The sequence below is a fragment of the Streptomyces kanasensis genome (genome assembly GCF_043077165.1).
GTDB lineage: Bacteria > Actinomycetota > Actinomycetes > Streptomycetales > Streptomycetaceae > Streptomyces > Streptomyces changanensis.
Window position 1 is genome coordinate 202,474 of the sequence record NZ_JBIBSF010000008.1, and the last position, 20,065, is coordinate 222,538.

Consider the following 20,065-nt stretch of genomic DNA (forward strand, 5'->3'; position numbering starts at 1 on the left):
TCGCTGTCATCATTCTCATGGCAGTCACGGCCGAGGATTACTCCGTGCTCTCGAACGGGTAGACAAGGCTCTGCGCGCCCCGGATGCCGGAGACGAGTACGTTGCTGCTCGGACGGTAGGGCAGGTGCTTCAACGGCTCCAGGATGATCCGTACGGTGACCGGTGCGGCTCCGGCCTCCAAACCGGAGACGACCACAAGGAAGAAATCGTCGCTTTCGATCGCCCGCTGGAACTCCGCAGGGGTGAGCTGGATCGTGTCCGGCTCGGCACCGCCGTACGTCTTGAGTTCGTAGAACCGGGCCAGCTCGTCCACTGCGTCCGCCCCCAAACCGTGCTGAGCCCTCAGGTCACGCAGCTCGGTCTCGTCCAACGCCAGAGCCCGGCGTACGAGGTCCAGTGCCGCCTTCTCCTGCTCCACGGCCGTATAGGGACGTGCGGCGGTGCGCTGCTGGGGGACGGCCGAGCCGGACCGGGGCTGGGGCAGGCCGACCGGGCCCTTCTTCGGGGCGGTGCCCGTCGCGGGCCCGGCCCCGGATTGCGGTGCCGTGAGGTTTCCCCGGTCCACGACGAGACGGAGGGTGGCGGGATCCACCAGTCGGCGGAACGAAGCGGGGGGCCGCACGGCGGGGACGGAGGGGCCCCGGCCGTGCGGGATCGCGGGTAGTGCGGGCGCCCGGCCACTGATCGTCGACGGGGCTCCCGCAACCGGACGCCTTTCCCGTCCGTTCGTCCGGCCGCGTCGGTCCGCTTCTTCCCGCATCTCCATGAGCCGGCGATCGCGTTCGGCGACGGCGGCTTCCTGTTCACGGCGGACCTGATCCTCCGCGAGGCTAAGGTCCACGGCAGTGCGGCCCCGCTCCGCCCGGTCACACGCGGCGGTCCAGGCGAGGGCCGCCGCCCTGCGGTGTCCAGGGAACTTGGTGGCGATCGAAGCACCGCCCGCAGAGGGCCGGTTCACCGCTGACAGGTCACGGACGTACAGGGTGCTGGAAGCCCAGTCGACACCGGCGTCGACGGATACTTCCACCGGAGTACCGGACAGTTCCACCCGGCAGATCAGGTCCGGTGCCACGCTCACCGTGAGTGTCGCGAGTCCGTCCCAGGAGCCGTCCAGGCCGCGGGCCACCTCCGGGGCGTTGCGTTGCAGGTCCTCGCGCAGATGGGTGACAGCCGCGCGGACCAGTTCCGTCGCGTCCGGATCGTGCGAAGCGACAGTGGAGCTGTGCACACTGAGTTGCTCCACTCCGATCCACGTGAGGCGCAGGGCCCCGGCCAGTGGACGGAACTGCTCCAGCTCTGCTCCCGGCCGCCACACGGCGTGGTCACGGCCCAAGCCGTCGGCGACCATGGGGTCCTCGACCGCGTACACAGGCCGCTTGCTAAGCCATCCCTTGCTCGTGACCAGGGGAAGTCTTCCCAGCCGCCCGGCTGTCAGCTCCTCCGACCGGACGGCAGAGGGGCGACGGAGCATCTTCAGGGTCTCCAGGACTACCGATTGAGTGGTTCCCTCCGGAACGTTCCGTCGCTCCCTCCTGTCCTTCTGCGCCAACTCCCTGATCACCTTCACAGCGTCGTCGACGGTCGGCCGACGCGCCCCGAGCCGCGCCCAGAACGCCTCGCCACCAGTGAACACGGGAGCGAAGGCCCGTGACGCTCCGAACAGTGGCTCGCCGATGAGGCACTCGCCCGGGCGCCGCCAGCCAGAGTTCGTGAGGACCAGCCCTTCGCCTGTGGTGAAGGCACGAAGGACTTCACTGAACGGCATCTCTCCTGATCCGCCCGAAGTCCCCCTTCCGGTGGCACGCTCGGCCAGGGCTTCGTAGACGATCATTGCGGCGGGGGCGTTTCGTTCAGCCCCGTCCTTCTCCTCACGACGGAGCCGCCGCAGGCACTCGACGAGATCGCGGGTACGGGCGTCTCCGACGACGTCCAGGGCTCGGAGTACCTCAGTACGCCGCCGTGCCTGCTCCTGGATGTCCGGATGCAGGAATTGGGCGTCCCCGTCCCCGTAGACGGCCACGGTGCCCGCGGTGCGGGTACGGAGCCGGAAGGGGCTGGACGGAGTGCCGTTCCGATCGTCCAGCCAAGCCACCTCGCGTAGTTGCCAGAGCCATAGGGCGGCCGTCCGCCCTCGGTCGTGCCATGTGTGGTAGTCGAAAGCCGCACCGACCTCGGCATGTTCGGAGAAGCGACTCCATGAGCGGCCGAGTACGTGGAGAAGCGCGGCCGCCCTGCGTCGGCGACGTGCAGAGTCGTCGTCCTTCGCGATATCGGTTGCCACGGCATACAGGTCGGGGCAGTCGTAATCGTTGAGGGTGTAGGTCGCGCGAAGAGCCTCCAGCGCTTCCGTGCGCGCCTTCGAACCCGAGGCGAAGGCTGAGGGAAGTCCTCTGGCGCCTCGTTCGAACCGCGAGTGCTGTCCAGGATGACTGCGCGGCCGGGGAGCCGTCTCGGCACCAAGCAACCGGAGAAATCTCAGGGCTCCGATGCTGCCGCCTTGCAACACCTTGGCGTAACGCGATCGCAGCCACGCCGGGCCGGAAGTCGAGCCGGCGGCGAAGGCGAAGCTCTCGTCGTGCTCGGCGCTGTCCAGCCCGGACGGAAGATAGGCCCGAGCGGGTGCGATCTCCACGTCCTCCCGCGCTCCATCGGTGGTGTAGCGGTGGCCTTGGAGCCGCACTGCCAGCCCGACCTTCCTGCCCCACAGCTCACGGCGGCTCTCCGGTACGTGTGCGAAACCGTCCCGCAGCGCCACGAGCTGCTCATCCGTGAGGACAAGCCCAGCTCCACCTCGCGCACCCCCGAAGTCTGCGAGACGCTGAATCACCGCTGCCGGGTCGTCGTCGTTGAGCAGTACCCCTTGCTTGCCGAGCCATTCCCGGACCGACCGCGCGTCGTCGGTGTCGGCCAGAAAGTCCGGGTGGATCTCACGGGTGAGCCCCAGTTCGAATCCCAGCCCACGAGGAGTGGCGGCGAACAGCACGGGTACAGAGCCGCGCATGCCGTACTGCGTACCGGAACTGTCCACGAGCCAATCACGTGACGACAGGAGGCCGCTCCAACCCGCTTTGATGACTCGCGCGACCAGTCGGACCGTCGCTCGTGGTGATCGACTCCCGTCGCCAAGGAGGTCCAGCGTGTCGTACACCTCGACCCGGGCCGGTGCGCCGACACCGTTCTCCTCCCAATCCGACAACACCTCCCGCCACCTGCCGTCCGGGTCTCGCATCGCTCCGGGCAGCGCGGCGGGCACATCAGCCAGACGGGCGACCTCCTCCTCGGTCACGGCACCTTCGAGTTCTTCGTCCTCCACGGCAAGCGATTCGAGATCGAGGAGACCCTCCCCCGGGACCTCCAGGAGCAGCTTCGCGGACACCAGACGCCGGGCGTGGTCGAGCAACCGCTGTTCCATCGCAGCAGCCGGATTGCGCCCGTCACGGACGTGATCCGGCAGGGGAACAGCACTCCAGGCGTTCACCGGATCCTGCCGGAACTGCCGCAGAACGGCTGCCGTCCACAGATCGGCCACCAATGGAACGAGCGCACGGTTCCACGGGGTTTCGTCGAGCGCCTGCCGGCTGGCGAGCGGGTCGAACTGCGCACTCGTCCAGAGGGCCGGCCCGATCTCCTGAACCGGCAGACCGACGTGGATCCGTCCGGGACCGCCGTGTCCGAGCGGGAGGGCGACGGCGAGAGTCGTGGTGGGTCCGGCAGCCTTGTGCGCCCTGTCGATGCCCGAGGGACTGGGCACAGTGGTACGGCACACCAGCCATCGAGTCCCAGTGGCCGCACGGGCGAGGTGGGTCCCTACCTCTGCCGGTCCACCGCCGACCTCGGCCTCGAAGCCGGGTCCGGGCTCCCGGGATAGAGCGAGCCGGTGCCGGACGCCGCCCTGCGTATCCAGGTGCGTGACGTCGGATACGTGGTCGAGGAAGAGCAGCGCGCCGGAGGTCCAGGCAGCGAGCCACCCGTCGACGCTCTCCGCGTCGAGCGCACCGGGTGCAAAGGGAACGCGGAGCACGGTCCAGGCGTCGTCCGCGAACCAGTCCGGTACGACGAGCGGTTCGGCGACGGAGACATAGGGATCGCCGATGCGCACCCGGTAGTGGCCACTGTGCACTTCCAGATGGGGAGAAAGCGACTGCAGCGTCATCAGCCCGATGCCGAACCGCCCTGTGGATTCGGCTTCGTCCGCCTTGCTGGACAGCCACGGCATGGCCAGGGCCACTACGTCCGGCAACCGCACCGGGGCACCGTTATGGGCAACGAGAAGGTCTCGCTTCCTGGTGAGGATGCGCACTTCTGAGGCGCCGAGATCCTCCGAGTTCTGCACGATCTCGGACAGGCCCTGCAGTGGATCACTCGAAAGGTTGCCCGCGTGGTCCCGGGTCCGGCCGAAGGCGTGGCGAACCATCCCGGGCAGTGTCGCGAACCGTTTGCCCAGGTGCTCGACGGCTGCGGCCGTCGCTTCACCGCCCTCCGGCTCCGGTACGGCGTTCGCGTCCCGCATTTCCTCCTGATCGAAGATGCGGTCGGCGAACCCGACGGCCCGCGCAGCCGCCTTCGTGTCACGCGTTCCCATGTGCCTGGTCCTCGTCGTCCTCATCGGTGTCGAAGTCGAATGCGAGCTGCCCTGGGCCGTCTTCGACGCCGGTCCCTACGATCGGCCCCGCCGTCGGGTCCACCGCCTCCTCCTCGTCGTGCGGCAGCGCGTACTCGTCCGCGAGCCGTGCGAGGTGAAGAGCGAGCGGCAGGCCGAGCACGTCCCGGTAGTCGTCCTTGCAGATGCGCTGTTGGTGGACGAACGCGGCCCATGCCTCGGGGTCGTCGCCGGGCTGAAGGCAGGCCAGGGTGAGCTCCAGTAGCTCGGGGTTCCACGCGTTCACCGTCGGCCGGTGGGCGCTCCGGCCGGCGGGGTTGACGTGAGGGGTCAGCTTCGCGTCGTCGTTCGTCAACTTCGTCTGCGTGCTCGCCTTGTCCGCCGTGCTGTAGAAGACGCGGCCGGGGGCTCCGGGCTCGTCGGGCACCCACAGTCCCATGCCGAAGCCGCCCCGCTGTTGCCCGGCCAGCTCTTCCTCGCGCTCCTCCCGTTCCGCCCACCACTGGGGCGTCTCGTCACGGCCGCTGTCAGCGACCCTGACGACCCGGAGGTGCTTGCCGTAGAGACCGATCCGCTGCGCGGGACCCCCGTCGAGGCCGATCCGATCCACCTCGAGACCACCGTTGGTGAGCCACGGCCAGCGCTTGCGCACGTCCTGTGCGTGGGCCAGGACCAGGGTCGGCGTGCCGCGCAGGCTCGCCAGGGTCCTCCTGATGAAGGCCGCCGTGACTGCCGACTGCTGCGCCGAGGTCCTCAGGTCATTCCCCCGCACTCGTCCTGTCAGGGTCCGGAGCAGGTCCGGGTAGGGCATCCACTCCGAGGCGTCCGAGGTCCGTCCGAGAACACACGGTGCGTCCGGCCGGAGCAGCACGGCGATCGGGGTGAACTGTGCCCTGCCCGTGGGACCGTCGACCCGGCGCTCGACCAGATGGAAGGCCACCTGGTTCAGTCCGGAAGGGATGCGATCGCCGAGAGTGTGCTGGGGCACCAGGCGCATCCCGGTCTGACGGAGGCCGTCCGCCCAGGCCGCTTCGGCCCGCAGGGCGGCGTCCTTCTCGGCGTCAGCCTTGTCCATCGCGGTGTCCAGGGGGCGGATGAACTGGGTGACCAAGCCTGCGTCCGCGTACCCGAGCCGGATCGCGTACTTGGGGTCGGTGCGCCTCGCGGGACCCTGGAACGCTTCGCTTCCTTCCAGCTCGACAAGGGCGATCCGCGCCCCGGGCACCTGGGCCTTCAGACGGGTCATCGCCTCGGCGACGCGTCCGCGCCGCTCACGGATGGCCTGGTCGTGTTCCTGTCCCGCGCGCGGCGGCCGGTCCTCCGCTCCAAGAGGGGATCCCAGCTCACCGAGCGGGTGGGCGTGGAGCCGCACGGTGAGCTCCTCGGCCTCCCACACCCATGTCTCCGGCCCCTGTTCACGCCGAAACTCCGTGAGTCCGAGCGTACTCTCGGCGGTGGCGGCGAGCCGGTCCCGCTGGTCGTCGGTCTGGTGGACCAGGAAGCCGACGAGGTCGGTGCCGTCCAGCGTCGCGGCGAGCGCCGCACGTCGCACCCGTGCGTTGTCCGCAGCGGTCCGTTCCGTCCGCTCCAGGAGGGCGGCGAGCTCTTCGGTGGTGGCGTTCTTGGGCATGGAGGGCCGCTTCGTGAGCTGCCTGACAGGCGGGCGACCGTACCGGCTGCGCTGGAGCTTCGGGGCGGGGACGAACTCGGGGGCCAGCGCCTGCTCGGCCCACTCGATGAGACGGCGGCGTTCGCTGGGCATCAGTCCGGTCCCGATGGGGTGCCTGCCCATGGCGGCCTGGTGACCGACCGCCAGCCTGATGCCGTCCTTTCCGTCCCCGATCCAGTGGTCGGCCTCCTTGACCAGTCGATCCACCGACGGGAGACCGTCGAGCGCGGCGACGGCGGCGAGCATGCCGCTGGGGCCGCCCTGCCTCCAATCCGTGGTGCCGTTGCGCCACTGCAGCATGGCAACCGAGAGTCGCCGGGACACCGGTGCGTCCGGCACGAGCGAGGTCTCCGGCAGTAGGTAGACCGAGACACCCTTGCGGAAGGGCATCCAGACCTTTCCGGTGACGAACCGGCGGATTCCCGCGCTGAGATGAATCCGAGGAACCGGTGAGAACGGAACGGTGCGCACGCCGACGCGGAGGGTGGCCGCGTAGTACGACGGCTTGCGCTCGCCGCTCCTACCCGTGGGCCGGTATTCGATCGGCGGCCACGACATCAGTTCCGCGCTGCTGCTCCCGGCGTCGTACCCGCCGCCGGCGCCGGCGACCTGGTGGAAGGTGAGTTGCCGGCCTCCGTGCTCGTAGGCACCCTGACGTGCGATGCGTGCGGCCAGTTCGTCGGGGAGCAGTCGGTACACCAGACGGGTGGGCTTGGCGGTGCCACCGGGAGAAGGCTGCTGTTCGAGCAGGTCGATGGTGTCTGCGCGCCAGGTCAGGCTTCCGGTGTCTAGCTCGCGGAAGCACTCCGCGAGCAGACGCCGTGCGTCCGGAGCATCGGGATCGCGGGGGAGGTTCCTAAGCCAGGTGGCGGCGTAGAGGTTCGTCACCGGGGCGGGAAACGGCTCGGCGCAGTAGAGCCAGGGGGAATCCGTTCCGAAGGTGGCGTTGGACGCTACGGTGACGACGTCCGGGGCGGTGGTACGGATCAGCTGGTTGATCTCCCGGGTGGGGATGCGGTGTGGACCGTGCCATCGGCCCTCCGGCCGGCCATGGTCACGCAGCCGGCCGAGCGGCTCCTCCCAGTGAGCGGGCAGCGAGAGGGTGTGCCGTAGGACGGGGAAAGGCCCCTGCGCCGGGTCAGGCATGTACGAGGCGGTCCGTACGTGCTGGTACGCCATCTGGTGGGTCTCCTCAGATCGGAGGGAGGTGCGGGAACAGGTGTGGGGTGCGGACGGGCGGCCGCGGTCTCAGCCCATGTCGACGAGGGCGCGATAGAGCGGCTCGTACAGTTCGTGGACGAGTGACTTGTCGATCGGAGAGGGTTCCGGCGGGGCTTCGGCACCTTTAGCGACGACGTCGGGCTCGTCGAAGTAGGGGGCCAGCACGGCGCGCATGCTCGCCAGCAGGCTGGTGTCCGGGGTGTCGACAGCCTCGAATCCCGCCTCGCGGGGTGAGAAGGCGGCGTCCACGAAGGCCACCCTGGCGGGCACACCACCGCGTACGAGGCGGCCGATCACCTGCCACATCACGACCAGCTGGTCCCAGGTGAAGGCGACCTTCTCGTCGTCCCGGAGGCTGGACCAGGCCATTCGGCGGGTGAGGTACCGGTTCCACTGGCGGCGTGCGCGACTGCGGAACCCGATGGCGGCCTGGTGCGGCGTGGCAGCCGCGAGCGTCGCCTGTGTGAAGACCCTTCCGGTGTCGCGGAGCTGGCGTACCGCCCAGTCGTTGATCGACTGGATGGCGAGGGCGATGTCGTCGGGTCGCGGGTGGGGCCGGGCGAGGAAGTAGACGCTGCCGATCGCCGCCTTGCCCGTGCTCAGCACGATGTTGTGCCCTCGTTCCACTGCGAGCAGTGGAACGACCAGGAGTTCGCCGCCGGTCTTCGCGAAGGAATGCACGTCGCCTCGGGTGAGGGTGTGCACCGCGGGGTCCTCCGGCATCCGGGCCCAGGCGGTGTCGGCGTCCGCGTCGTCCGAGACGAGCTGGACGACACGGCCGTTCCACTCGGGGATTCCGTTGAGGTACTCGGCCGCGCGCCGCGCCTCGTCGTAGCTGCCGACGAGGAGCAGGATGCGGCGTCGATCCTGGTCGGGGATCTCGTCCAGCTCGGTGTCGAGCATGCTCGATGCGCCGGGCAGGCTGCGGTCAGGGACCGCGAGCTGCCGGAGCATCTCGACGAGCGCCTGGGGCCGCTCCTTCGGAGGGCAGCCCGACAGCCGCAAGGGCCGCGGTCCTTCGCCGCCCGGCCAGTGGAGGAACTCCTTGCGGAACTCGGTGCCGAGGACCGCCTGGACCTCCTCGTCCCGTGGGCGAAGCACGGCTCCTACGTCGGCGTGCAGGTGGTACCGGCTGGAGGTGCCGGCCCAGCTGGTCGCGGACATGAGCAGGACGTGGGGGGCGGGTCGGCCGTCCACCCGGCACAGGTCGCCCATTCGCATGAGGAGTTCGCGCCCCACGCCGTTGCAGTGGAAGAAGCGCAGCTCACCGCTGCGGTCACCGTCGCGCTCCGAGTCCGTGAGGCGGAACTGGAAGCCGAGGACGTTGCCCATCGGTGATTCGGGGATGACCGCCTCGTAGTCCTTCGGAGGTCTGCGGGAGAGGACGTTCGACGCGTTCTCCAGGTGGAGTGCGGCCTCGACGCGCGGCCACAGGATGGTCATGAAGTCGAGTCGGCTGTGGAGCGCGGCGAGGAGCAGGGTGAACTCGAAGCGTCGGGCCTGTACGTCGATCCGGTCCAGGGCTCCGGAGTCGTGGCCCACGACAGCAGTGAGGGTGGATCGGAGCCGTTCCCGGGTGCGGGCGCCCTGGGGGGCGTGGAGCAGTTCAAGGGTCAGGTGGACGAAGGTGTTGACCAGGGGGGTCACCTGGTCGCCGTCACCCGTGCTCTCGTGTTCGTGCAGGGGGTCGTCCCGGAAGCGCAGCAGCGCCTCGTCCAGCAGCCGCGCTGCGGGCGGTGGTTGGTCGCCCGCTTCCCGTCCGGGGAACCAGCTGTCGATCAGCAGGGTGTGCAGGGTGAACGCGCTGAAGTAGTCGACGCTGATCCACTGCCTCAGCTCCCCGTCCTTTACCAGGAGCGAATAGAGCCGGTCGGTGGCGGCACTCACGGTGTTGACGGCGTTCGTCCAGTCGTCGACGTCGCGTTCGGACAGCTGGAGTCGCCCGTCTCGCGCCATCTGCTGGAACTTGTGGACGGCGACCTCGTCGAACCATGAGTTCGGGTAGGTGCCGACGAGGGTGCTGGCCGGGGCGAACACGGTGTCGAGCTGCATCTGCACGCGGTCCGCCTCATCGACGATGATCACGTCGCTGAGTCGGCAGGCAAGTTCCAGGTAACGGATCTGCTCGTCGTGCTGGTGCTGGGGCACGGAACTGTGCACCAGCCCGGCGGGGGTCGCAACCCAGACGCGGGCGTCGACGAGGTCCCGGGCGCCGCGATGTCTCGGGCAGCGGTTCCACAGCGGGCACAGCCTTCGTTGAGGCTTGGGGCGCGGCCTTCGGCCGGCCGGGTTCTCCGCTTCGACCAGTGGATCGTCGGGGGTCTCTTCCTGGTCCACGGCGGGGTACACCCCGAGGCACGGGGCTTCCCTGATGCCGAGGGGCCTGCGTGCCTCCATGCCGCGCAGGACGTCCACGGGGCAGGCGCTGCTCAGGTACGCGAAGCCGGGGTGGTCGTGTCCCAGCATGGAGTCGGCGCCCGCCACCGCGGTGCGGCGGTGCAGGCGTCCGATGTTCCGCTCTCGCGTGGAGTGGCCGAGGATGGGGGCCGCCGCCACTCCCAGCCGCTTGAACAGCTCCACGACGGCAAGGGTTTCGGCGACGTCGCCGACCACCAGGGTGACACGGCGTGACGTCCGGGTGACCAGGTGGTAGGTGAGGATGTCGCGGAGGGTCGACTTGCCCGCACCGACCATGCCAACCATGTGGAGCAGCTGGTCGATCCTGAGGCGCTTGCCCCGGGTGAACCGGCCGAGGGCCTCGTCCCGGACGAGTAACCGGACACGGCTCAGTCGACCGCTCCATCCGCTTCGGGAGCCGCCGAGGGCCTCCTCCTTCGCGTCCATCGCTGCGGCCGCCGTCTCGAGTTCTTCCCAGGTCACGTCTACGGGTTCCCCGCGCCCGGCGGGCGCCGCGTCGAGGGCGTGCGACCTGGGCACGGCGCCGAACAGCAGGTCGTCGGTGATCTCGACCGAGTGGAGCCGGTCCTGGGCCCGGAAGGTGTACTCGCCCGATCCAGCGAGCGGAACATGGCGGGTCGCGAACTCGGGTCCTGTGGTGAGCAGCTCTTCGAACACCTCGAAACGGCGCGCTGCCCGGGCGGGTGCGCGTCGACGCGGGACCGCGTCGACGCTTTCGAGGTCGTATCCGCGCAGCTGCTGCGGCACGCGTAGGTACGCCTCCAGCGCCTCAGACCAAGCGTGTCCGCGTCTGAGGACCCACAGGCGGTGGCGGGCGCGCAGGATGCGCAGCCGCTGTTCGTCGGAGCGGACGTCCCCGAGCGCTTCGCTGTGGGGGTATCCGCCGAGCAGGGGCCACACGTCGAGCGCGGCGCGCGTGGGCGCCACGCTCTGCAGCAGGTAGAGGCCGAGTTCGACGTCGAGGAGATCGGCGGCCCGGAACGCACCGAGGTCGTCCGGCCACACGTCGGCGAGCTGGCGGGAGCAACGACGGTGCCAGCCGCTGCGATCACGCATGGTGGTCTCCTTGGGGGCGGGGGAATCCGGCTTCCGTCCGGTCCGCGATCTGTTCGGCCACGAGACGCAGGAAGGTCCGGTCGTCGAGCAGGGTGATGCTCCCTGCCAGATCTTCTGGAAGGCTTCGGCGGAACTGTCGTCCGTACGCCTCGTTCTCGCGGAATCGATAGCGGGGCACGACCAGGAAGGCCCGGTCGAAGGGCGGATCGGCCCGGAAGCGGGTGAGTGTGCGGGCGAGCAGGACCGGGTTCACCCGGTCCTTGACGTCCACGGCCCAGTACCGGCCACCCGGCAGCGGGACGCGCAAGTCGTACGCGTCGAACTGGGGCCACATCTCGGCGTCGATGCCGAAGCGTCTCTTGAGGGTTGCCCCGATGTCGTTCTCTGCCAGGCCCGGACTGGTGACGAACATCCGCAGGGGGCGGCTGAGCTGGTGGAGCCCGCTGCGGTCGGGGCGTACCGGAACCGGGACGGCGGCGGTGGCGTCACGGCGGCAGCGATCCAGCTCGCAGCGGTGGCCTCCGCCGGGCAGTGGCACCATCAGGCAGCGGCAGCGTCCGCACTGCTGGTATCCGCCGTCGCGTCGATAGGTCGCAGGGACGGGTTCGTAGCACTGTCTGATGACGTGGTGGAGCAGGAGTCCGCACTCCGGGTCCCCACCGAGCAGGGCGAGCTCTGCGCCGGTGAGTACGGGCCGGGTGGTCAGCAGGGACCGGAAGGCGGTGTACGCCGCAGGATCGCCCGCTGCCCGGCATACGGTGAGTGCCTCCAGCATGCGCTGGTTCTCGAAGATCTCTGCGGCGGGATCCGCCGCATCCACCTCCCACTCGAGGCAGAGCTGGTGCGGCAGTCTCGTCTGGGGATCCACGAGCGTGCCGGCGGCCCCACGGGCTTCGGGAGACAGGTCCAGCGGCCAGCACGTCAGCGGTCGTTCGCAGGCCCAGCGCACCATCTCGGGAATGCTGCCCGGCGGTTCGACTCCCTGTCGCAGGCAGTGCAGGACGAGTCGGTTGTAGGCGTTCTGGACCTGGGCCGGATAGATCGGGTGGGGCACGCCGCGCTGCCGGGACAGACGAACCAGCGCACTGGCGATCTCCCGGAGCAGGGGTTCGTCCGAGCCCGCGGACGGTCGGGAGACCAGGCCGGATCGGGCTGCCCCGGAGTTCGGTGGGGTCTGGGTGATCATGCCTTCTCCTCCGCGTCGGCAGGGGCTTGGGCGCTCGGGCACCACCGGGAGACCGGGCACTGGCGGCAGTGCCCGCCCGGCCGTGCCTCCCACGCACGGTCCTCGCGCCAGGGGCCGGCGTACCGCCGGAGCACCGCCCGCGCCTTGGCCAGGCGCTCCGCGTCCATCGGGTCGATGACGTGGGGGTCGGATCCATCGGGGCGGAGGACCTCCAGCTCCACCCTCGATCCGGAGGGGTCGCCGCCCAACTCCCCCTGGGCAAGCAGGACGACGGCCAGGGCGAGCTGCGGATACGCGTCCAGCGGATCCTTGCCGAGGCGAGCCGGGGTGCGGGTGGTCTTGAGCTCCCGCCACACCCAGGAACCGTCCTCCCTGTAGAGCAGGTCGGGTTTGGCCACGACCAGGGCCTGGGCCGCCGTGTCGTGAAACACCTGGGTCGGTTCGCATTCGACCCGCTCGATGGCCCCGGGGAACTGGAAGGGGCACGAGTCCACATGCTGCAGGAGCATGGCGCGGCCCGTTTCCGCTTCCTCGTCCGGAACCCTCCACCGACCGGCGGTCCAGTTCTCCCCCTGCGGGGGCATGTCGTCGCGCGTGCAGGGAACCGGGCCGGTGCGGCGGTGGAGCGCCTCGACCCAACCGTGTACGGCCTGGCCGAGCTTGGCCGCGTCGCTGTACTCGCCGGTTTTCGGCAGGTGCAGGGAGCGCAGCAGGGACTGCGCCGGGCAGGCGGCGTGGTACCTGAGGTCGCTGATGGACACCTTCCGCAGCGGTAACCGGCGGGAGGGCAGTGCCAGTACCCCAGGAGACCGGGGCACCGCCTCACACCCGGTGAACTGCTTGCAGTCGAAGCAGGCCGCCCCGGGGCGCTCCGGACCGCCCCTGACCACATTCCTCACGTGGGGGCCGCCGTGCGCCTCGTAGTACGCCTTGGCCTCCTCCGCAGTTCCGTCGAACTGAACGGTCCGCGATCCGTCGCCCAGGCCGATCTCAATGATCCTGACCCTCGCGACGGGCCCGGGAGAGCCGTGGATCACGAACTCCTGGTTCCAGCGGCGCGGCCACGCCGCGTCGGCTCCGAACGCCGCGGTGTACGCGGCGACCGCGATCTCACCCCGGCTCGACGCACGGGCGTCCCCGTGTCTCAGCCGCCGGTACTCGCGCACCGTGCCGTCGGCCGACTGGTAGCGGCGCCACCATGCGTAGAGCTCCCAGCGCCGACCATTGTCCTTGCGCACCGCCCAGTACGGCTGGACGGGCACGAAGGCGTCCGGCCCCTGGCTCGTGTACTGCCGCACCGCGTGCTCCACGTAGGTCCGGTGCCCCTCGTGCAGAGCAGGCCGGTGGCCGGACAGGGCTCCGAGCGCCTCGTCCACCGTGGCGCCGCCGAACTCGATCCGGTCCAGTGCCGCGCACACGGGACCGAGCGTGAAGGTCTCGTGCTCTTCCCGGGGAAGCTGCGACGGCACCCGCGCCCGAAGTCCTGGCCGGGCCTTCGCCGCGTCGCGGGCCGGGCAGACGTGCGGCTCGTCCGCTCCCCCTCCTGTGCCCGGCCCGATCCGGACCGGCCCCTCGTCCCCCGTCATCCACTGCGGCACACGCCACGGCACGTCGCACGTCATGTCGTTCCCCCTCCCGGCCGAAGCACGGAGTCAGGCCGACCGTCGTGAACCCCGAGGCCGTGCAGCCGAGCGTAGCGCACAACTTTGGAACTCTTTGGAGAACCTTGGAAATCAAAGGGATCGGCGATACAGTGCGCCCATGACCGCATCGCTGGAGGAGCTCGAGGAACGCCTGTCGCGCCTGCGCGCCCTCCTGCGAGAGGCTCGACGCGCCCGCGACAACGCGGCCACCGCCCGCATCCGCGCCGAACTGCGCGAGGCGGAGGCCGCGTGGGAGCGAGCCCTCGACGCCGAGGAGGCGGAGGGGGCCGCGCCACCTGCCGCGGCTCCTTCCTCACCCGCCGGGTCCCCGGCACCTGCCACCACCGCCGGGACCGCATCCTCGTTCCGGCTCCAGGCCCACGGGAAGCAGTCCACCCACGGCGCCGTCCCGGTCCGCGAGCAGGTGCACCAGGCACTCACCCTGCTCGGCGCTCCCGCGTCGCCCAAGCTGATCTCATCCGTATACCAGGCCTTCTTCACCGAGCCGCTGGTCGCGACGAAACTCGCCTCGCTCCGTCGCGACGAGGAGAGGTCCTTCACCGCACAGGGCTACGCCCGCCCCTACTACATCTGTGCCGCCCTCACCCACGACCGGCTCACACCCGCCCGCGGTCTCCTCGCCGTATCCGTCTGGCCCCTGGAGCAGCGCATCGTCGGCCCGCTGAGCCCGCGTGCCGACTTCCTCGTCCACGCCATCGGCACCGCCGAGCAGATCCTGCGACTCGACGTCTCCGGACACGCACCCTCCGGCGCGGCCCGCCAACTGCTGCGCCGTTTCGCGCTCAACATCCCCGGTGCGTACGGCGACGAGGAAATCGACCCCGAACGCGTGATCTCCGCAGCACGCACGGAGGCCGCAGTGCACCAGGAGGCGGATTACTCCCTGCGTCGCACGACCGCCGACCGCGCACGCGGCCAACTCACAGGAGTACAGCAGCTCTTCGGGGCCCCGCCCCTGCACGATGCCCTGCGTGGTTCAGCCGGCTTCACCATCTGACCGACTACCGGATTCCTCCGGTGCCGCCACAGAATTCCGCGTAAGAAGAGAAGATGTCTCCGCAGCACCCCTCTGCCCCCTCTCCGGGAAGGCTCGCCGTCCTGCGCGGACCGCGACCCCCGCAGGAGTACACGGCACGCAAGATCACCGCTCTCACGGCCAACCCGGCCTGCTCCCGCCGCGCCGTACTCGACGCAGCGGGCGTGGACAAGGCGTTGCTCGCCCAACGCCTGGGCCATGAGCCGCGTTTCGGCCAGTCCCCCTTCGCGATCCGGCGCGAGCAGAGCTTCGAGGCCCTGGTCAAATGGGGCGGCTACGCGGAGCTTATCCGCCTGCTCCGGGAGCAACTCGACGTCCCCGTCGAAGAAGCCGCGGTAGCCGATCTGACCGAGGTGGGCGGCGACGCTTCGCTCGCGATGCGGGCGGGCGAGAGTCGGCGGCTTCTGAACCGCCTGGCGGCCGGCGCCGACGAGCGTCTGATCCTGGACCGCCCCGTCCTGACCCTGGAGGTCGCCGGTCAGACCGCCCACGTGATACCGCAAGCCCTCAGCCACCGCACCGGCGGACAGTTCTACGTGGTGGAGATCCGCTCCTTCCCGGCCATCGACGGCCAGGCGAACCCCTCGGCGGTTGCCCAGACCACGAAACAGGCCGCGGTCAGCGTCCTCGCCCTGCGGCAGACCTTCATCGAACTCGGCCTCGATCCCAAGGCGATCGCCCACAGGTTCCTTCTCATCTGCCCTAAGGACTTCTCCAACCGGCCCTACGGAAAGCTGATCGACCTCCGCCAGGAACTCGACGCCCTGCGGTTCCAGTTATCGCGTCTGCGCCGGGCCGAAGACCTGGCCCACGCCCTCTCTCCCGACGCGACGCTCGACACCGAACGGCCGAAGGCCGAGATCGACGCCACGATGCGGGAGCTGGACGCCAGCTTCACCCCCGACTGCCTCTCGTTCTGCGAGATGTCCCGCTACTGCCGGGACGAGGCCACTGACTGCGCCTCCCCGGCCCGGCTGGGTGGAGTGGTGCGCAACAGTCTTCCCGGCATCGACTCCACCCGGACCGCCCTCCGCCACCTCGACGGCACCAGCGCCCCGGGCCCCGCCGAGGAGGCGGTCATCATCCGGCTGCGGGCCGCCGAACGACTCCGTCGTCTGCGTGGAGGTGCGACCGCGTGAGCGTCATCGCCACGGTGGCCGCCCTGCGGGCATCCACGTCGGAATACGCCGAGCGGCTGACGACCGTGCGCCACGAGCATGTGGACGACACCCCGTTCGTCCTCGTCCCGCTCACCCTCGCCGGCGAGGCCTGCGCGCCACTCGCCGCTCTCGCCGGGACGGATCCCGACCACCCGGCGCTTCTGACGGTTCGCCGCCCCCACGACCGAACCGAGCGCTTCGGCTTCGTCGAGAGCCTCGCGGACCTCCTCCTGCCCTACTTCGAGGAATGCCGCGCCGCGCCGAAAGAGCCGTACACGGTCGGGCGCGGCAAGGACAAGGAGGAGCGGGAGCGACCCCTGCGCGCACCCCAGCTCCTCGTCCCGAACGCCGGGGGGATCACGTACGTCCGGCTGCTGGGCCGTCTGACCCGGCTGCGCGCGACGGATGGTCCGCATGCCGTCTCCCCATCCGTACCCCTGCTCGGAAAGTGGCTGACCTGGTTCGCCGACCGGGCCGAGTTCCCGGATTCCGCCCTGCTCCAGGCCATGACGCGGACCCTCTCCGCCCACTGGGCCACTGGGCAGAGCCCCACCGAGAACGCGAACCTGGCATCCCTGCTCGGCTGGATCGATCCCCCCTCCGGACGCACCGGGGCCGAGACCGCCCGGGAGCGCGAAGACCCCGCGGCGTGGCCGCCCGCCGGGCCGGCGACCGATCCGGTCTTCGACCGCACGCTCGACGAACTGATCACGAAGTACGACGGCGCAACCGGAGAGCGGGCGCGGGACGCTGCCGCTCGCACCATCGACCGCGAGCTGCACGCCCAGATGCTGCCGACCTGGCAGCTGATGTGGCACGGCGTCCGCCTGTTGCGCGAGCTTCCCGCAGGAGACCACGTCGCCGAACGGCGGGCATATGACCGGCGTCTGTTCGGCGAGTACGCGACCTACCTGGACGACGACGGGCGCCCACAGGCCCGCCGCGATCACGCGGTGGGGGCAGCCCGCCGCCTCGCCCGTATGGAGGAGGCCCAGGAGCGGTACGACGCCGAGCGCGCGTATGACGATCCGCTGGTGATGGCGGAGTACGAACTGACGGGCGAGGCTTTCACGGGCGTGGTCACGGCCCGGGAGGAAGAGCGCACCATCCCCGGGGCGCGGCCCGGGTCCCCTCTGTGGCGCCCGACGATCACCGTGCACTGCGAAATTCCCGTGTCCATGGCGGTGGGGACGACGGTCAAGTCCCCGGCAAGACCGAGGCAGAAGGCCGAGGTCCTAGACGTCGCCCCCGACGGAGCCGGGTCCGCCGTGCTGATCCAGCTGAACGGTGGCTTCGGCAACAAGCGCAAGCCGCCCGCGCCTGAGGGGACCATGGCCGACCTCGGCGAGACGGTCACCTTCACGTCGATCGATCCCAAGAACATGCCGTCCTCGCTCCCGGCCGAGGAGGACACCCCCTGGACCCACGGCGGTCCGCCACAGCCGTACGAACCCACCGACGAGGACGCGGAAGAGGTCTGGGAATGACAGCCACTCCGGAACCCGACAGCGGCACGTCACCCGGCGCCCTCGCTGACCGGGCGGTCGCAGACGTGCTGTCCGGCCTGGACTCAGCCACCGGACGCGGCATCGTGGTCGACTCTCCACCGGGCGCGGGAAAGTCCACACTGGTCAAGCGCGCCACCGGCCACCTGACATCGGCCGGCCATCAGGTGATGATCGTCGCGCAGACCAACGAACAGGTCGACGACCTGGTCGACAACATCGCCCGGGAGTACCCTGCTCTTCCCCTCGGGCGCCTGCACGCGAACGGCTTCCGTCTTCCCGAGCGCGTGAGCCGACACGCGAATGTACGGGGCAGTAATGAGGCAGACGCCCTCCGCGAGCTGGCGGTCGTGGTCTCCACCGCCAAAAAATGGTCGTACGTCAAACCTGAGAAATGTGCTCCATGGCGCTGGGCCATCGTGGACGAGGCCTACCAGATGCGGTCGGACGCGCTGCTGGCGACGGCACCGCTGTTCTCCGAAAAGGACTCACAAGTCCTCTTCGTCGGCGATCCCGGGCAGCTGGATCCCTTCGCCACAGTGGACACCGACCGCTGGCAGGGACTGACCTGGGACCCGCTGCGCAACGCCGTCGACGTGGCGCTGGCGCACAACTCCGACCTGCTGCGACACGAGCTCCCGGTCTCCTGGCGGCTGCCGGAGATGGCAGCCCCTCTCGTGCAGAAGGCGTTCTATCCCTTCTACTCCTTCATCTCCGGTACTAAGGCGGCTGACCGCGTCCTCACCTATGGCACCGCACCTCACCGTGCAACACCGTCGGACGCCGTCCTCGCCTGCGCGGCCGGGTCGGGCTGGGGTCTGCTGGAGCTTCCCGCTCGGCACACTCTCGACGATGACCCCGAGGTGGCCGAAGCACTGGCAGAAACGGCGGCCCGGTTGCTGGAGCGAGGGGCGCTGGTGAACGGAGAGCCGCTCATCGAGTCCCGCATCGCGATCGGAGCCGCCCGTACGATCCAGGCGGACTCGGTACGGTCGCGACTGGAGAAGCGGGGTCTCACGGACATCACCGTGGACACCGCCAACCGTCTCCAGGGCCGCGAGTTCGACGTCACACTGGTCTGGCACCCGCTCTCCGGCCGTCAGGATGCCTCCGCCTTCCATCTGGAGACGGGTCGCCTGTGCGTCCTGCTCTCCCGCCACCGCTTCGCCTGCATCGTCGTGGCCCGCGCCGGCATCACCGACCTCCTGGACCGGCATCCCCGCAGCAGCCCGGTCTACCTCGACGTACCACCGAAGTTCCCGGACGGGTGGCGGGCGCACCAAGTGGTCATGGACTACCTGGAGAAACAAGCTCGTCCATAGCTGTAGGCCGCCCTTCAGCTCGCCCTGTACGTAGGGCGACGCGCGCATCCGACGCACGCCAGTGGACAGGACGAGTTGTCTACGCTGCAAAGGTCAGCGGGACGTCCAAACGCTCCCAAGCTGCCAGCACTGCCTTGTGCGCGTCCGGCTGCAGGTGGGCGTAGCGCTGGGTGGTCTGGAAGCTCTCGTGGCCGAGGAGGTGCTGGACCTCGTAGAGCGAGACTCCCTTCTGGACGAGCCACGAAGCGCAGGTGTGGCGCATGGAGTGGGGCGGATAGTGCGGAACGGGGAGCTGCTCCCCGTCGGTGCCGAAGTAGTGGGCATTCTCAATGGCAGGCCACCAGGTCTGGCGGCGCCAGTTGCCGTCGTCGAGGCGACGGCCAGCGCGGCCCTTGGTGACGGTGGTGAAGACCAGGGCGTCACGGTCGAGCGGGTGGATGTGCCGGTCGAGCGCGTCCAGGACGTGCAGCGGAAGCGGGACCTCCCGGCGGCTCCTCGAACTCTTGGGGTACTCCTTGATGCCGCTCTTGGTGTTGACCTCCACCACGAACAAGCGGGAACGGCGCTGGTCGATCCGATGGCGATGCAGGCCGGTGAGTTCGCCCCAGCGCAGACCCGTGTAGAAGCCGAGCAGGCACATGGTGCGCCATGGGGCCGGGAGCTCGTCGACGATGCTCTGCGCCTGATCGAGGGTGAACCATTGCGGAGGCCTGATCGCGATCTGCGGCAGGTCGATGTTCCGGCAGGGGCTGACCGCGATGACATCGTCGTCGACGGCCGCACGCATGATGGACGACAGCCGGTTGTACGCCCTCTTGATCGCCGAGGCACCGACCCCCTTCTCGACCAATCCGCGGATCCAGCTCTGGACGTCCATACGGGTGATGGCCCGCATCTCCCAGTCGGCCCAGTGGGGCAGCACGTGGTTCTTGATGCTGGAGGCGTCCCCGCGCAGCGTATGGAGCTCGACGACGCGGGCCTGCCACCAGCGAGCGTGCCACTCGTGAAACGCCATCTCGCCCGCCCGGGGGTCCCGCATGCTTCCGCGGGCGAACTGCGTCTCCATATCGGTACCCCAGGCGCGGGCCTGCGCCTTGAGGGGAAACGACTCGCTGAACCGGTCTCCAACCCGGTTGCGGACGGTTGCCTGCCATTTGCCGGACTACAGCTTCCGGAGGTACGTGGTTCCGGTCCTTCCTGTTTCGCGTACGGAGGTACTTGGTCCTGG

The 20,065-nt window shown here is 69.6% G+C and carries 10 protein-coding genes; 4 read left to right on the plus strand and 6 right to left on the minus strand.

Annotated elements, in window-relative coordinates:
* Window positions 1-37: 37 nt before the first annotated feature.
* The 5 genes from ACF053_RS20915 to ACF053_RS20935 all read right to left on the minus strand — a co-directional run bounded on the left by ACF053_RS20915 (window position 38) and on the right by ACF053_RS20935 (window position 13,772).
* A complete protein-coding gene (locus tag ACF053_RS20915) occupies window positions 38-4,582 on the minus strand; it encodes a sacsin N-terminal ATP-binding-like domain-containing protein (RefSeq protein WP_391955278.1) in 4,545 nt (1,514 codons plus the stop codon).
* On the minus strand, window positions 4,569-7,448 hold the full coding sequence (locus ACF053_RS20920; RefSeq protein ID WP_391955279.1) for a pPIWI_RE module domain-containing protein: 2,880 nt from the start codon (window positions 7,446-7,448) through the stop codon (window positions 4,569-4,571). The genes ACF053_RS20915 and ACF053_RS20920 overlap by 14 nt, the downstream gene beginning before the upstream one ends.
* Before the next feature lie 69 nt (window positions 7,449-7,517).
* On the minus strand, window positions 7,518-10,964 hold the full coding sequence (locus ACF053_RS20925) for a pPIWI_RE_Z domain-containing protein (RefSeq protein ID WP_391955280.1): 3,447 nt from the start codon (window positions 10,962-10,964) through the stop codon (window positions 7,518-7,520).
* Window positions 10,957-12,150, minus strand: a complete 1,194-nt coding sequence (locus tag ACF053_RS20930; RefSeq protein ID WP_391955281.1) for a pPIWI_RE_Y domain-containing protein — start codon at window positions 12,148-12,150, stop codon at window positions 10,957-10,959. Before ACF053_RS20930 ends, ACF053_RS20925 begins: the two co-directional genes overlap by 8 nt.
* Window positions 12,147-13,772 (minus strand): PD-(D/E)XK nuclease family protein, encoded by a 1,626-nt coding sequence (locus ACF053_RS20935; protein WP_391955282.1) that lies wholly within the window; start codon window positions 13,770-13,772, stop codon window positions 12,147-12,149. Before ACF053_RS20935 ends, ACF053_RS20930 begins: the two co-directional genes overlap by 4 nt.
* Window positions 13,773-13,911: 139 nt before the next feature.
* On the opposite strand from ACF053_RS20935, the gene ACF053_RS20940 reads away from it, so the two are divergent.
* The 4 genes from ACF053_RS20940 to ACF053_RS20955 all read left to right on the plus strand — a co-directional run bounded on the left by ACF053_RS20940 (window position 13,912) and on the right by ACF053_RS20955 (window position 18,837).
* Window positions 13,912-14,811 (plus strand): hypothetical protein, encoded by a 900-nt coding sequence (locus tag ACF053_RS20940; protein WP_391955283.1) that lies wholly within the window; start codon window positions 13,912-13,914, stop codon window positions 14,809-14,811.
* Window positions 14,812-15,014: 203 nt separating this feature from the next.
* Window positions 15,015-15,989: a hypothetical protein gene (locus ACF053_RS20945; protein WP_391955284.1), complete on the plus strand. Its 975-nt coding sequence runs from the start codon at window positions 15,015-15,017 to the stop codon at window positions 15,987-15,989.
* A complete protein-coding gene (locus ACF053_RS20950) occupies window positions 15,986-17,497 on the plus strand; it encodes a hypothetical protein (protein WP_391955285.1) in 1,512 nt (503 codons plus the stop codon). Before ACF053_RS20945 ends, ACF053_RS20950 begins: the two co-directional genes overlap by 4 nt.
* Window positions 17,494-18,837, plus strand: coding sequence for an AAA family ATPase (locus ACF053_RS20955; protein ID WP_391955286.1), 1,344 nt, complete (start codon window positions 17,494-17,496; stop codon window positions 18,835-18,837). Before ACF053_RS20950 ends, ACF053_RS20955 begins: the two co-directional genes overlap by 4 nt.
* A 79-nt stretch (window positions 18,838-18,916) precedes the next feature.
* Here the strand turns inward: ACF053_RS20955 and ACF053_RS20960 are convergent, their stop codons facing one another.
* Window positions 18,917-19,903 carry a tyrosine-type recombinase/integrase gene (locus ACF053_RS20960; protein ID WP_391955287.1) on the minus strand — a complete coding sequence of 329 codons (987 nt, stop codon included), beginning with the start codon at window positions 19,901-19,903 and terminating at the stop codon, window positions 18,917-18,919.
* Between the last annotated feature and the right edge of the window lie 162 nt (window positions 19,904-20,065).

Excerpts from the sequence above, each read along its gene's own strand:
- ACF053_RS20940 (WP_391955283.1), top strand. The coding sequence starts at position 13,912 with ATGACCGCATCGCTGGAGGAGCTCGAGGAACGCCTGTCGCGCCTGCGC.
- ACF053_RS20955 (WP_391955286.1), top strand. The coding sequence starts at position 17,494 with ATGACAGCCACTCCGGAACCCGACAGCGGCACGTCACCCGGCGCCCTC.
- ACF053_RS20960 (WP_391955287.1), bottom strand. The coding sequence starts at position 19,903 with ATGGAGACGCAGTTCGCCCGCGGAAGCATGCGGGACCCCCGGGCGGGC.
- ACF053_RS20915 (WP_391955278.1), bottom strand. The coding sequence starts at position 4,582 with ATGGGAACGCGTGACACGAAGGCGGCTGCGCGGGCCGTCGGGTTCGCC.
- ACF053_RS20930 (WP_391955281.1), bottom strand. The coding sequence starts at position 12,150 with ATGATCACCCAGACCCCACCGAACTCCGGGGCAGCCCGATCCGGCCTG.
- ACF053_RS20925 (WP_391955280.1), bottom strand. The coding sequence starts at position 10,964 with ATGCGTGATCGCAGCGGCTGGCACCGTCGTTGCTCCCGCCAGCTCGCC.
- ACF053_RS20935 (WP_391955282.1), bottom strand. The coding sequence starts at position 13,772 with ATGACGTGCGACGTGCCGTGGCGTGTGCCGCAGTGGATGACGGGGGAC.
- ACF053_RS20920 (WP_391955279.1), bottom strand. The coding sequence starts at position 7,448 with ATGGCGTACCAGCACGTACGGACCGCCTCGTACATGCCTGACCCGGCG.